Here is a 14,951-nt window from a genome sequence, read left to right on the forward strand (position 1 = left end):
GATTGATGATTATGAACGAAAATTTAGATCCTACAAGCGAACACTTTTCACCTGAAGAGCTAGATGTTGAAAAAAAGTTAAGGCCGCTTAACTTTGGTGACTTTACAGGCCAGGATCAGGTTTTGGAAAACCTTCAAATTTTTGTTCAGGCGGCCAATATGCGTAGTGAAGCCCTAGATCATACTTTATTTCACGGGCCTCCGGGTTTAGGTAAGACGACTTTGGCACATATATTGGCCAATGAGCTTAATGTGGGAATTAAAGTAACCTCAGGACCTGTGTTAGATAAACCTGGCGATCTTGCCGGATTGTTAACCAATCTTGACGAACGTGACGTGTTGTTTATTGATGAGATTCATCGTTTAAGTCCGATAGTTGAAGAGTATTTGTACTCGGCCATGGAGGATTATAAAATTGATATTATGATTGAATCCGGGCCCAATGCTAGAACGGTTCAAATTAACTTAAATCCGTTCACGTTGGTAGGGGCAACTACACGTTCAGGGTTGTTAACATCTCCAATGCGGGCACGTTTTGGGATTCAAAGCCGATTGCAATATTATAATACCGAATTATTATCGACTATAATAGAACGTAGTGCTTCTATTTTAAATGTGCCTATAACTATGGAAGCAGCAATAGAAATTGCTGGTCGTAGTCGAGGAACACCTCGTATCGCTAATGCTTTATTACGTCGTGTTCGTGATTTTGCTCAGATAAAAGGTAACGGTCGTATCGATATCAAAATAGCTAAGTTTGCTTTACAAGCGTTAAACGTAGATGCCCATGGTTTAGATGAAATGGATAATAAGATCTTAACCACCATTATCGATAAGTTTAAAGGTGGTCCTGTTGGAATTACAACTTTAGCGACGGCGGTGAGTGAAAGTGCGGAAACCATTGAAGAAGTTTATGAGCCATTTTTAATTCAACAAGGGTTTATAATGCGTACACCTCGAGGTCGGGAAGTTACTGAAGCAGCCTATAAACATTTAGGCCGTGTTCGTGGATCGGTACAAGGTGGTTTATTCGAATAGTAATGTCATCCTGAACTCGTTTCAGGATCCCTATACAAATGAGCATAAAAACAAAACATACACAATTGATAAAAACCGAAGCCAAACGCCTCGGTTTTTTATCTTGTGGAGTTAGTCAAGCTGGATTTTTAGAAGCTGAAGCACCCAGACTTGAACGTTGGTTGAATAAGCAAATGAATGGAGAAATGCATTACATGGAAAATCATTTCGATAAACGTTTAGATCCAACGAAATTGGTTGAAGGCTCTAAAAGTGTCATTTCCTTATTACTAAATTATTATCCGGAAAAGACTCAGGAGGATGCTAATGCACCAAAGATTAGTAAGTATGCCTATGGTACCGATTACCATTTTGTGATAAAAGATAAGTTGAAAGAACTTCTTAAGTTTATACAAGAAGAAATAGGTGAAGTTCATGGTCGTGCTTTTGTAGACTCCGCTCCTGTATTAGATAAAGCCTGGGCTGCCAAAAGCGGATTGGGCTGGATTGGAAAGAACAGCAATTTACTTACTCAGCAGGTTGGATCCTTTTATTTTATAGCCGAATTAATTGTCGATTTAGAACTAGAATATGATACACCAACGACAGATCATTGTGGTACCTGTACAAAATGTATAGATGCTTGTCCTACACAAGCTATAACGGAACCCTATGTTGTAGATGGCAGTAAATGTATTTCCTATTTTACTATCGAATTAAAAGATACTATCCCAACCGAATTTAAAGGGCAGTTTGATAACTGGATGTTTGGTTGCGATGTCTGCCAGGATGTATGTCCCTGGAACCGATTTTCAAAACCTCATAACGAGCCATTATTCAATCCGCATCCCGAATTATTATCCATGAGTAAAAAAGACTGGGAAGAAATAACTCAGGATGTATTTAGTAAAATCTTCAAAAAATCTGCCGTAAAGCGAACTAAGTTTTCAGGTTTAAAAAGAAATATAGACTTTTTAAAGTAAGACTGAGGGAGTTAATATATTATGTTTTTTAGCTAAAAAAGTACTATTAAAAACTTAATAGATTAAGAGCTTAGCTAACTTAGTATTACTATCTTTGCTTAGTACATAACTTATTAATTTATGAGCGAAGAAAGTAAACGTAGAGAGGCTCTTATATATCATGCAAAGCCTACGCCAGGAAAAATAAAAGTAGTTCCAACCAAAAAATATGCGACACAAAGAGATTTATCGTTGGCATATTCTCCAGGGGTTGCAGAACCATGTTTAGAGATTGAAAAAGATAAAAATAATGCTTATAAATATACCGCTAAAGGAAATTTAGTAGCGGTAATTTCCAACGGTACAGCAGTTTTAGGACTTGGTAATATTGGTCCTGAAGCGTCTAAACCGGTAATGGAAGGTAAGGGCTTATTATTTAAAATATTTGCAGACATTGATGTGTTCGATATTGAGGTAGATACTGAAAATGTCGATGAGTTTATTGAAACGGTAAAAAATATAGCGCCTACCTTTGGAGGTATCAACCTTGAAGATATTAAAGCTCCGGGTGCTTTCGAAATTGAACGTCGCTTAAAAGAAGAGCTTGATATTCCGGTTATGCACGACGATCAGCATGGTACGGCTATAATTTCAGCGGCTGCGTTAATCAATGCTTTAGAATTAATAGGGAAAAATATTGAAGATGTAAAAATCGTAATCAGTGGTGCGGGTGCGGCAGCGATTTCATGTTCACGTTTATATCAGGCTTTTGGTGCAAAACGTGAAAATATGGTCATGTTGGATAGTAAAGGTGTTATCCGTGATGATAGAGAAAACTTATCTTCTGAAAAAGCAGAATTTGCTACTCACAGAAAAATAGATACCCTTGAAGAAGCCATGGTAGATTCAGATGTATTTATCGGATTGTCGATGGCAAATGTACTATCTCCAGACATGTTATTGTCTATGTCAAATGATCCTATCGTGTTTGCCATGGCAAATCCTGATCCAGAGATTAAATACGACTTAGCAATAAAAACGCGTAAGGATGTGATTATGGCAACTGGACGTAGTGACCATCCTAATCAGGTAAATAATGTACTAGGTTTCCCATTTATCTTCAGAGGAGCGTTAGATGTTCGTGCAACAAAGATTAACGAAGCAATGAAGATGGCTGCTGTTGAAGCTCTAGCGCGTTTGGCTAAAGAACCAGTGCCAGAACAAGTTAATATAGCCTATGGAGAAACGAGATTGGCTTTCGGAAAGGATTATATTATTCCGAAACCTTTCGATCCGCGTTTAATAGCTGAAGTGCCACCAGCAGTAGCTAAAGCTGCTATGGAAAGTGGAGTGGCAAAAGAGCCTATCACCGATTGGGAGGGTTACCAAGATAAGTTACGTGAGCGTTTAGGGTCTGATAACAAAATGGTTCGTTTATTATTAAACAGAGCGAAACTGGATGCGAAGCGAGTGGTATTTGCTGAAGCAGATCAGTTGCCAGTATTAAAGGCAGCTCAAATTGTTTACGAAGAAGGTATTGCAATTCCAATTTTATTAGGAAGAAAGGAAGCGATTGAAGAATTAATGGCAGATATTGAATTTGATGCCAAAGATATTTTAATCATTGACCCTAAAACCGAAGAAGAAAACGACAGAAAAAATAGGTACGCTAAAGTATATTGGGAACAACGTAAGCGTCGTGGTGTAACTTACTATTCTGCTCAACGTTTAATGCGTGAGCGTAATTATTTTGCTGCCATGATGGTAAACGAAGGAGATGCCGATGCTTTAATAACTGGGTATTCTAGAAGTTATCCTTCAGTAGTAAAACCAATGTTAGAATTAATTGGTATGGCCGATGGCGTAAAGCGTGTAGCTACAACCAATATGATGATGACCAAACGCGGACCATTATTTTTAAGTGATACGTCTATAAATATCGATCCGGATACCAAAACGTTAACTAAAATTGCACAAATGACCTCGCAAGTGGTTAAAATGTTTGGGTTAACACCTGTAATGGCGATGACCTCATATTCTAACTTTGGGTCTTCATCAGATTTAAGAGCCTCAAAAGTTCGCGATGCCGTTGCGTATTTGCATCGTTATTACCCAGATATGATTGTAGATGGAGAATTGCAAACCGATTTTGCTTTAAATGGTGAGATGCTTAAAGATAAATTCCCATTTTCTAAATTGGTTGATAGAAAGGTGAATACCTTAATATTCCCAACCTTAGACTCTGCAAATATTACTTACAAATTGTTAAAGGAGTTAAACGAAGCAGATTCTATCGGACCAATTATGATGGGGATGCGTAAACCGGTTCATATTCTTCAGTTTGGAGCGAGCGTAGACGAAATTGTAAACATGACCGCCATAGCGGTTGTTGATGCGCAACAAAAGGAAAAATTCGAGAAGGAAAAGGAAAATTTATAGTGATTCCATTCTAAATAATTTTACTACATTTGGGATGAAACCTATTGCTATAAATGATTACACATATTCAAGGAAAACTTGTAGAGAAAAACTTAACCGATGTTGTTATTGATTGTAACGGCGTAGGCTATTTATTAAACATTTCTCTGCATACATATTCTGAAATTCCGGATAAAGAGTTTCTAAAATTATATACACATTTACAAATTAAAGAAGACGCCCATACCTTGTATGGGTTTTCTTCTTTGATAGAGCGTGAAGTATTCAGATTGCTGCTTTCTGTAAGTGGTATTGGGGCAAGTACAGCGCGTACCATGTTGTCATCTCTTACGCCTAAACAGGTTATTGAGGGCATCGCTGGCGAAGATGTCGCTTTAATTCAGTCTATAAAAGGTATTGGAGCTAAAACAGCACAACGGGTTATAATAGATTTGAAAGATAAAGTTCTGAAAATATACGATATTGATGAAGTTTCTGTCTCTAAAGACAATACCAACAAAGATGAAGCGTTATCTGCTTTAGAGGTTCTTGGTTATCTAAGAAAGCAGGCAGAGCGTGTTGTAGACAAGATTTTAAAAGCAGAACCAGAAGCAACCGTTGAAAGTATAATCAAGCAGGCTCTAAAAAATTTATAATTCGATTTTGAACATAACTAACCTTATTTTTAAAAAATCAAACTATACACGTTCGAGAGAGCGTTTAAAAAGCTATTTTTTAGCTGCTGCATTATTATTTTCATTAGCCCTTTGGGCACAAGAACCAGATTCTTTAAAGACTGGTTTTAATTTAGGAACCATTAAAACGGCCGACCCGGATAGTATAGAGTCTAAATATACTTACGATCCTGTTACCAATCGGTATATCTACACCGAAAAAATAGGTGATTATAATATTAAATATCCAGTAATCTTAACACCAAAGGAATATTACGATTTGGTGGCTAAAGAAAGTTTAAAGGAATATTACAAACAAAAGATTGATGCTTTCGATGGTAAAAAGGAAGGCGCTGAAGATGCTCAGAAAAACTTATTACCTGAGTTTTATGTGAAATCAGGCTTTTTTGAAACGATTTTTGGAAGTAATACCATTGAAGTGGTACCGCAGGGATCCGTAGAAATGGATTTAGGGGTGTTGTTTTCAAAACAAGACAACCCAACATTTTCACCAAGAAACCGGAGCAATTTCACGTTCGATTTCGATCAGCGTATCAGTTTAAGTTTATTAGGTAAAGTGGGAACGCGTTTGCAAGTTAATGCAAATTACGATACACAATCGACGTTCGATTTTCAGAATTTAATCAAATTAGAATATACACCTACCGAAGACGATATTATTCAAAAAATAGAAGTTGGTAACGTTAATATGCCATTAAACAGTTCTTTAATTACCGGAGCTCAAAGTTTATTTGGTGTTAAAACACAATTACAATTTGGAAGAACAACGGTTACCGCGGTGTTTTCTGAACAAAAATCTGAAGCTAACAGAGTGGTGGCTCAAGGGGGAGGAACTCTAGAGGAATTCGAGTTGTTTATTCGCGACTACGACGAGAACAGGCACTTCTTCTTAGCCCAATACTTTAGAGAAAATTACGATAGAGCTTTAGAAAACTATCCCTTTATCAATAATAAAGGTTTACAGATAACAAGGTTAGAGGTTTGGGTAACCAACCGAAGTAATAAAACCGATAATGTTAGAAACATTGTCGCGCTTCAGGATTTAGGAGAAACCGACAAAGTGGCGTCTACGGTTAATGTATTTGCTACGCCCGGTGCTTTTCCAGATAATGAGAACAATGCTTTCGATCCTACCAATATTGGAGGCGCTAACTCACAATTAAATTCAGGTATTCGAGATGTGTCATCGGTACAGTCTGGGTTCAATATTTCTGGAGTAAATGAAGGTTTTGATTATGCGAAATTAGAAAATGCCAGAAAGTTAATTAACGGTCAGGAGTATACTTACAATAGTCAGTTAGGGTACATATCCTTAAATCAACGTTTAAATAACGACGAAGTTTTAGCGGTTGCTTTTCAGTATACAGTCGGTGGTCAAGTGTATCAGGTTGGTGAATTTGCCAACGACGGTGTCGATGCTACCGATGTTACCACAAACAGTTCTGGACAGGTAACGAATGTGGTAAATACGAATTTGGTATTGAAATTATTGAAAAGTAGCATTACCAATGTAACGCAACCCATCTGGGATTTAATGATGAAAAACATCTACGATACCGGAGCGTATAATTTAAGCCAGGAAGATTTTAAACTAAATATATTTTATAACGAAGCGTCTCCGTTAAACTATATTAAACCGGTAAGCGGAAGTTTTGCTAAAGACATTTATGGAAATCCGGTTACGGGAAATACACCAGAAGAAGCACAACTTCAGAATATTCCATTATTACGAGTATTTAATTTAGATAAGCTTAATTATAACAATGACCCGCAAACCAATGGAGACGGATTCTTCGATTTTGTTCCCGGTATTACCGTTATTCCACAAAATGGTAAAATTATATTTACCAGTGCAGAGCCGTTTGGTGAGTACTTATTCAACGTATTAGGGGATGGGGATTATACTAATGAAGCTACTTATAACGACGACCAGAATAAATATGTTTATGACGTGCTTTATAATAGCACCAAGACAGCAGCTTTAGAAGAGGTTGAGAAGAATAAATTCAAATTAAAAGGACGCTATAAGTCAAGTGGAAGCGATGGTATTCCTATCGGGTCGTTTAATGTGCCTCGTGGTTCTGTAAAAGTTACTGCCGGCGGACGTGTGCTAGTTGAAGGTATTGACTATACGGTAAACTATCAGTTAGGTCGTGTTCAGATTTTAGATGAAGCTTTAAAAGCATCGAATACACCAATTGAAGTGTCTACTGAAAATAACGCTGTGTTTGGTCAGCAAACCAAACGTTTTACGGGTATTAATATTGAACATAAATTCAATGAGAATTTTGTATTAGGCGGAACGCTTCTGAATTTAAATGAACGTCCGATTACCCAAAAAGCTAATTATGGTTCAGAGCCTATTAACAATACTATTTTTGGATTCAACGGAAATTATGCAACCAAAGTACCGTTCTTCACCCGAATGGTAAATAAGTTACCAAATATTGATACCGATGTAGAGTCTAATTTGTCATTACGAGGCGAGTTTGCTTATCTGGCACCAGGAGCTCCAAAAGGAACCAACTTAAATGGTGAAGCGACATCGTATATTGATGACTTTGAAGGAACTCAAAACTCTATCGACTTAAAGTCGCAGCAATCCTGGTTTTTATCGAGTAGACCGCTGGAGCTGAATGTGGCTACAAACCCTAATGAGGATGAAAATGGCATTCAGAATGGATACCAAAGAGCCATGCTTAACTGGTATAATATAGACCCTATTTTCTATAGTGCACAGCGACCTGATGGTATTTCAGATAACGATTTATCAAGTTTATACACAAGTCGTGTGTTTATAAATGAATTGTATCCGGAAAGAGATTTGGTACAAGGACAAAATTCGGTATTAAACACTTTAGATTTGGCGTACTATCCAACCGAACGAGGACCTTATAATTTCGATCCAACCACGACTAATAATGTAATTAATAATCCGGAGGATTCGTGGGCAGGTATTACACGTCAGATAACATCAACGGACTTTGAGCAACAAAATGTGGAGTACATAGAGTTCTGGTTACAGGATCCGTTTCAGGAGAATACAGCGAACCCTGGAGGAACTTTAGTGTTTAACCTGGGTAATATTTCAGAAGATATTATTAAGGATGGTAAAAAGTTATATGAAAACGGTTTGCCAAAAGATGGTGATGTGAGTCTGTTGAATCCCACCGAATGGGGAACAGTGGCTCCATTAAATCAATCTTTAATTTATACGTTCGATACCACTGGTCAGGAACGCGATAATCAAGACGTAGGTTACGATGGTTATAATGATGCAGAAGAGTTGGCGGTTTTTGGATCTAACTTTGGTGATGACCCATCAAACGATAATTATACGTATTTCTTGAATGCCGAAGGAGACATTTTTGAACGTTATAAAAAATACAATGGTGTTGAAGGGAATACGCCTGATACCTTTACTAATACAGACCGTGGCGCTAATACACAACCAGATGTAGAGGATGTGAATCGTGATAACACGATGAATACCATTGATAGTTATTTCGAGTATGCACTTGAAATTACCAGACAAAATTTACCAGAATCGAAAGCAGATTTTGACAACCTTCCGAGTTCCAACCCGCTTAAGGAGTTTTTAAGAGATTTTAAAGAACGTCCAAGGTCACTACCTAACGGCGATAGTAAAAATGTGAGATGGTATCAATTTAGAATACCTATTAATGTGCCATTAGAAAAGTTTGATGATACCAATGTGTCGGAATATAAGCGTTATGGAGGTATAACAGATTTCCGTTCTATTCGCTTTACTCGTGTCTATTTAAAAGACTTCGTACAACCAACTGTGTTCCGTTTTGGTTCATTAGAATTAGTGCGTAGTGAATGGCGTCGTTATACTCAGGCTTTAGATAAAAATGATCCAACACCAGAAGATGCTCAAACCGATTTTTCTGTAGGTGTTATTGGAACGATTGAAAATGAAGGAAGTTACCAGCGTCCTCCTGGAATCGAGCCTGAACAGTTGTTTAATAACAATACAGTTGTTAATCAAAATGAGCAGTCGTTAGTGGTTAAAGTTTGTAATCTGGAGGCTGAAGATTCAAAAGCAGTTTACAAAAATATAAGTATCGACATGCGTCAGTTTAAGCAGTTAAGAATGTTTATACATGCTGAAGATGGTGAAGATGGTATTGGAAATTTATCCGATAACGATATTGTAGGTTTCATTAGGATGGGGAATGACTTAACTGAGAATTTCTATCAGATTGAAATTCCGTTACAGGTATCTACATCATCAACTAGAGAAGGATTGTGGCCTGAGGCCAATGAAATTAATTTACCTATTGAAGTATTAGGAAGAATAAAGGCGCAGGGAATCGCCGATATGACTTTAAGTAATGAAGATCCTGCTTTTTACGATGTGATTAACGGAGAAATTAGTGCAGTAACCGATCCGTATTCTGGTTATGTTGCCGGACAGCACCGTGTGGGTATTAAAGGAAATCCTAATTTCGGAGATATTAGAACACTTATGGTTGGGGTTAAAAATGCCACAAGCAGTAATGATGTGTGTGCCGAAGTTTGGTTTAATGAGTTGCGTTTATCTGATATGGATAACGAAGGTGGTTGGGCAGCTGTGGTTAGCATGGATACCAATCTGGCCGATTTCATGAATATCAGTGCAACAGGTAGACAAAGTACATCTGGTTTCGGAGGAATTGAGCAAGGACCAAGTCAGCGTAGTCTGGAAGATGTTAAACAGTACGATGTGGTTACGAATATTAACGTTGGACAGTTGTTGCCTAAAAAATGGGGTGTTCAGGTACCGTTTAACTATGCACAAAGTGAAGAGTTAATCACGCCTAAATACGATCAGTATTACGAAGATTTAACTTTAGATTCCAGATTGGATGCGGCTGAGACAGATGCAGATCGAGACCGAATTAAAGAACAATCTGAAGATTACACCAAACGTCAGAGTATAAACTTTATTGGTGTACGTAAGATTAAAACCAATGAAGAAGAGAAGCCGCATTTTTACGATGTGGAAAACTTGACCTTAAATTATTCGTATAATAAAGTAGAACATCGAGATTTTGAAATTGAAAATTCGGTAAATAAAACGATACGTGCTGGTGCGAATTATGCTTATAATTTTGAACCTTTCCGTATAGAGCCCTTCAAAAGGAATGATTCTTTATTTACGGGCAGATACTGGAAATTATTAAAAGACTTCAATCTTAATTTATTACCATCAAGTTTTACTGTAAATACAGATATTAACAGGCAATTTAATCGTCAGAAATATAGAGAGGTTGAATTAGGCGCCGGAAATATTGGAGTAGAAGAACTGTTTAGAAGAAACTACATGTTCGATTTTCAGTATACCATTAACTACAATTTAACCGATGCCTTGAGTTTTAATTTCACGGCAGCGAATAACAATATTGTTCGTAATTATTTTACCAATACCATTGCAGGCGAACAGTTACAGGACCCAAGTTTAGATGTTTGGGACGGGTTCTTCGATTTTGGAGATCCAAACCGTCAAATGCAAAACCTTGGCGTAACTTATGAGATTCCTATTAATAAAATCCCTGTGCTAAGTTTTATTAGTGCATCGTACCAGTATAACGCAAACTTCCAGTGGCAAAAGGGATCTGACTTATATGGAGAGCTTGAAGTTGATGGTGTGACTTACGATTTAGGTAATACCATACAAAATGCAAATACGCATAATATTAATTCAAGTTTCGACTTGAACAGGCTGTATAGAGAGATCGGGTTGGTTAAAAAACCAATTGCACGTACAGGAACATCTAATGCTAATAGAAATAACCCGCCAGGAACACAGGAAAATCAACCAAAGAAAAAGAGTCAGGCGGGAACAAAATTCTTAAATGCTGGTATCGATGTGTTAACCAGTGTAAAACGAGTTCAAATAAATTATTCTGAAAATAACGGTACCTTCTTACCGGGATATTTACAAACACCTGGTTTTATTGGAACTCTAAAGCCAACTGTAGGATTTACTTTTGGTAGCCAAAGCGATGTACGCTACATGGCAGCCAGAAAAGGATGGTTAACCGTTTTCCCGGAATTCAACCAGCAGTATTCTACAACGAATACAAAGCAATTGGATATTTCTGCCAGTTTAGAACCATTTAGAGATTTAAAAATTGACTTGGTAGGTAATCGTGCTTACTATGATAATTATACAGAAAACTATCGCGTAAATAATATAGGAGGGGAATACGAGTACGAATCATTAACACCTAACAATTTCGGGAATTTTAATATCTCTACCGTACTAATTAAAACTGCATTCAGCTCTAGCGATGAAAATTCTAGTGCTGCGTTCAACGATTTTAGAGCAAACCGTTTAACGATTGCCAGACGCTTGGCTCAGGAAAAAGGTGTTGATATTACCGATGTAGATGATGATGGGTTTCCTAAAGGCTTTGGGAAAAACAGTCAGTCGGTATTATTACCAGCGTTCTTAGCAGCGTATTCCGGTCAAGATGCGAGTAAAGTAAAAACAAGTGCTTTTAGAGATGTGCCGATTCCGAACTGGGATTTAAAGTATACTGGATTTATGAAGTTTGCCTGGTTTAAAAAGAATTTTAAACGTTTCTCTTTAACCCATGGATATCGATCTACGTATACTATCAATCAGTTTCAAAGCAATTTAGATTATGTACAACCTGATTTCACTGTTGCGTACGATAATCAGCCAACAGACGTTAAAAATCAATCAGGTAACTATAAGAATGAAAGATTATATAGTAACATCAACTTAACCGAGATGTTTAGTCCGTTGGTGCGTATTGATTTTGAAATGAAAAATTCTATTAAAATCTTAGCAGAAATTAAACGCGACAGATTACTATCCTTAAGTTTCGATAATAACTTAATGACCGAAGTGCAGGGTAAAGAATATGTAATTGGATTGGGATATCGAATTAAAGATTTAAGAATAAATTCAAATTTGGCTGGCCCGAGTAAGCGTATAATAAGCGACCTTAATATGAAAGCTGATATTTCGGTAAGAGATAATAAAACCATTATTAGATATCTCGATTTAGAGAACAATCAGGTCACTTCTGGTCAAACCATTTGGGGACTTAAATATTCGGCCGATTATGCCTTTAGTAAAAACCTAACAGGTATATTCTATTTCGATTATGCATTCTCCGATTATGCGATTAGTACTGCATTCCCGCAAACAACCATTCGATCGGGAATAACCCTTCGATATAATTTTGGGAATTAACACAATAAGTGTTTGAATTTATATTTTGAATAAATACATTTGCCGAAACTAAAACTTATAAATAATAAAATGAATATTCCAGCAGAATTAAAATATACTAAAGACCACGAGTGGGTAAGTATAGACGGTGATGTAGCAACAATTGGTATTACAGATTTCGCACAAAGCGAGTTAGGTGATATTGTTTATGTTGAGGTTGAAACTGTTGATGAAACTTTAGAAGCTGAAGAAATTTTTGGAACTGTAGAAGCCGTTAAAACAGTATCGGATTTATTTTTACCATTATCTGGTGAAATTATTGAGTTTAATGAAGGTTTAGAAGATGCTCCAGAAACGGTAAACAGTGATCCTTACGGTGAAGGTTGGATGATAAAAGTAAAATGTTCAGATCTTTCTCAAGCTGAAGGTTTAATGTCTGCAGATGATTATAAAGCCCTTATTGGTGCTTAAGAAACAGCTGTTTTTAATAAGTGTTCTTTACACATTGGCCTTAACGTTTGTGTGTTTAATGAAGCTTAAAGAACTTCCTGATGTTGGGATTTCTAATGCAGATAAGGTATTTCATAGTATAACTTATCTCATTTTAGCTTTGTTATGGTATGGCAGCTTTATAGTTAAGTTTAAGATGCCAAATGTTAAAGCTTTAATTTATTCCGCTTTATTTTCCACAATTTTTGGTATAATTATTGAGGTATTACAAGGGATGGTAACAGTGACACGAAAACCTGATTTAGAGGATGTTATTGCAAACTCGACAGGAGTTCTGTTAGCTGTATTAGTAGCGTTGGTATACAACAGAACACAGATTAAAAAATTATAAAGACTTGCTTTTTTGACAAATAAATGGTTATTTTAGCAATCCTGAAAAAACGAATTTAAATTATGGAACCTAAAAAGAATCCTAAAGCTAATGTTGGACGTAACAGTTCACTTTACTTTGCAATTGGTTTAGCATTATTGTTATTCTTAACAAATCTTGCTATTAACTATAAGACTTACGACGACAAAGAGATTGAAATCGGTATGGTAGCGATGGAACAAGAGATAGAAGAAGAAATTCCTCTTACTAACCAGTTAGCTACGCCACCGCCACCGCCACCGCCACCAGCAGCACCAGAAGTGATTGAAGTGGTAGAAGATGAGGTTGAAGTAGAAGAGACCGTTATCGAATCTACAGAGGTGACTCAAGAAACTGAAATCGTTGAAGTTGCCGAGGTAGAAGTTGCAGATGCTGTAGAAGAGGATATTGAGGTTCCGTTTGCAGTAATTGAAAACGTACCAGTATTCCCAGGTTGTGAAAAGGAAAAAACAAATCAAGCCAAGAAAGAATGTATGTCTAAAAAGATTACACAATTTGTTGGTAGAAACTTTAACACTGATTTAGCAAGTGATTTAGGTTTATCAGGAAGACAGCGTATCAACGTTATCTTTAAAATTGATAAAACAGGTAACGTAACAGGTATTCGTGCCAGAGCACCACACCCAGGTTTAGAAAAAGAAGCTACTCGTGTAATCGGAAAGCTTCCTAAAATGGAACCAGGTAAGCAACGTGGAAAAGCGGTAACAGTACCATATTCTTTACCAATCGTTTTTCAAGTACAAGACTAAGGTACCACGTTTAATAACAAACGTTTATAATATTAAAAACCCGTTACAATTTTGTAACGGGTTTTCTTTTTTGGTATGCTTATTGTGACTTTATCATAATATTAACATTTAACTTTTAATAATTATGAGTAATTCAAAAAACACTCACGATCTCATTCGGCAAAATGAGCAAATCGTGAAAAAATCACAAAAGCATGAGGCTAATTTACAAAAAAACACAACCCTGTATTTTCAAATTGGATTAATAGTTTGTTTGTTATCGGCTTACGGACTTTTAGAAATGAAGTTTGAATCCGAGCTTCCAAAGGATTATGGTGACATTCCAGCCATAGAAATTAATGAAGAAATCGCAATCGAAAATATTAAAGTTCTTGAGGAGAACATTACCGAGCCTGTTCAGAAAAATCAGGAAAAAGTAGTACTACATGAAGAACCTAACATTGTGGAGGATGATATCATTTTTGAAGAACCTAAAGAGATTGTTACTGCTGAACAGAATACAACACCAAACGAGGATTTGGCAATAGGAGATATAGATGTAGTAGAGGCTCCGGTAGATAATGCACCTGTAGATTTTATAAGAGTAGAACAAGTGCCTATTTATCCGGGTTGTGAAAAGGAAAAGGATAATGAAGGTAGAAAAAAATGTATGTCCGATAAAATCAATAAACTTATTCAAAAAAAGTTTAATACCGGCTTGGGTGGCGATTTAGGATTAACTGGTCGGCAGGTTATTTTTACCAGATTTACTATCGATAAAACAGGTCAATTAAATGATTTACAAATACGGGCACCTCACCCGGAACTAGAAAAAGAAGCGGAACGTGTTATCGAGTTTATTCCACAAATGGAACCTGGTAAGCAACGTGACAAGAGTGTAAATGTCATTTATAATTTGCCTATTGTTTTTCAAGTTCAGGATTAAGTTTATTTGGTTATAAAAAATAAAAGCCGGTATCTTCCAATGATATCGGCTTTTTTTAGTGAATGCATTGTTAAAAATATAGTATCTTTCTGC

At 36.6% G+C, this 14,951-nt stretch carries 9 protein-coding genes; all 9 read left to right on the plus strand.

What is annotated here, in order from left to right:
• The first annotated feature begins 11 nt into the window (after window positions 1-11).
• The 9 genes from ruvB to ICJ85_RS16695 all read left to right on the plus strand — a co-directional run bounded on the left by ruvB (window position 12) and on the right by ICJ85_RS16695 (window position 14,858).
• Window positions 12-1,037, plus strand: coding sequence for a Holliday junction branch migration DNA helicase RuvB (ruvB, locus tag ICJ85_RS12450; RefSeq protein ID WP_188224123.1), 1,026 nt, complete (start codon window positions 12-14; stop codon window positions 1,035-1,037).
• Between the two features lie 38 nt (window positions 1,038-1,075).
• Window positions 1,076-1,999, plus strand: coding sequence for a tRNA epoxyqueuosine(34) reductase QueG (gene queG / locus ICJ85_RS12455; protein ID WP_188224124.1), 924 nt, complete (start codon window positions 1,076-1,078; stop codon window positions 1,997-1,999).
• 120 nt (window positions 2,000-2,119) lie between these two features.
• Complete coding sequence (locus ICJ85_RS12460) at window positions 2,120-4,417, plus strand: NADP-dependent malic enzyme (protein WP_188224125.1); 2,298 nt, start codon at window positions 2,120-2,122, stop codon at window positions 4,415-4,417.
• A gap of 53 nt (window positions 4,418-4,470) precedes the next feature.
• On the plus strand, window positions 4,471-5,052 hold the full coding sequence (ruvA, locus tag ICJ85_RS12465; protein WP_188224126.1) for a Holliday junction branch migration protein RuvA: 582 nt from the start codon (window positions 4,471-4,473) through the stop codon (window positions 5,050-5,052).
• 7 nt (window positions 5,053-5,059) lie between these two features.
• Window positions 5,060-12,325 carry a T9SS outer membrane translocon Sov/SprA gene (gene sov, locus ICJ85_RS12470; protein ID WP_194420848.1) on the plus strand — a complete coding sequence of 2,422 codons (7,266 nt, stop codon included), beginning with the start codon at window positions 5,060-5,062 and terminating at the stop codon, window positions 12,323-12,325.
• Between the two features lie 69 nt (window positions 12,326-12,394).
• Window positions 12,395-12,775: a glycine cleavage system protein GcvH gene (gene gcvH, locus ICJ85_RS12475; protein WP_188224127.1), complete on the plus strand. Its 381-nt coding sequence runs from the start codon at window positions 12,395-12,397 to the stop codon at window positions 12,773-12,775.
• Between the two features lie 58 nt (window positions 12,776-12,833).
• Window positions 12,834-13,145 carry a VanZ family protein gene (locus ICJ85_RS12480; RefSeq protein ID WP_188224128.1) on the plus strand — a complete coding sequence of 104 codons (312 nt, stop codon included), beginning with the start codon at window positions 12,834-12,836 and terminating at the stop codon, window positions 13,143-13,145.
• Between the two features lie 62 nt (window positions 13,146-13,207).
• Window positions 13,208-13,933, plus strand: a complete 726-nt coding sequence (locus ICJ85_RS12485) for an energy transducer TonB (RefSeq protein ID WP_188224129.1) — start codon at window positions 13,208-13,210, stop codon at window positions 13,931-13,933.
• Window positions 13,934-14,108: 175 nt separating this feature from the next.
• On the plus strand, window positions 14,109-14,858 hold the full coding sequence (locus ICJ85_RS16695) for an energy transducer TonB (protein WP_188224130.1): 750 nt from the start codon (window positions 14,109-14,111) through the stop codon (window positions 14,856-14,858).
• The last annotated feature ends 93 nt before the right edge of the window (window positions 14,859-14,951 follow it).

Source organism: Aestuariibaculum marinum (assembly GCF_014596975.1).
Classification (GTDB): Bacteria; Bacteroidota; Bacteroidia; order Flavobacteriales; family Flavobacteriaceae; genus Aestuariibaculum; species Aestuariibaculum marinum.

What these genes read in the sequence shown, in the direction of transcription:
- ruvB (WP_188224123.1), top strand. Translation starts at nt 12, where the DNA reads ATGAACGAAAATTTAGATCCTACAAGCGAACACTTTTCACCTGAAGAG.
- queG (WP_188224124.1), top strand. Translation starts at nt 1,076, where the DNA reads ATGAGCATAAAAACAAAACATACACAATTGATAAAAACCGAAGCCAAA.
- ICJ85_RS12460 (WP_188224125.1), top strand. Translation starts at nt 2,120, where the DNA reads ATGAGCGAAGAAAGTAAACGTAGAGAGGCTCTTATATATCATGCAAAG.
- ruvA (WP_188224126.1), top strand. Translation starts at nt 4,471, where the DNA reads ATGATTACACATATTCAAGGAAAACTTGTAGAGAAAAACTTAACCGAT.
- gcvH (WP_188224127.1), top strand. Translation starts at nt 12,395, where the DNA reads ATGAATATTCCAGCAGAATTAAAATATACTAAAGACCACGAGTGGGTA.
- ICJ85_RS12480 (WP_188224128.1), top strand. Translation starts at nt 12,834, where the DNA reads ATGAAGCTTAAAGAACTTCCTGATGTTGGGATTTCTAATGCAGATAAG.
- ICJ85_RS12485 (WP_188224129.1), top strand. Translation starts at nt 13,208, where the DNA reads ATGGAACCTAAAAAGAATCCTAAAGCTAATGTTGGACGTAACAGTTCA.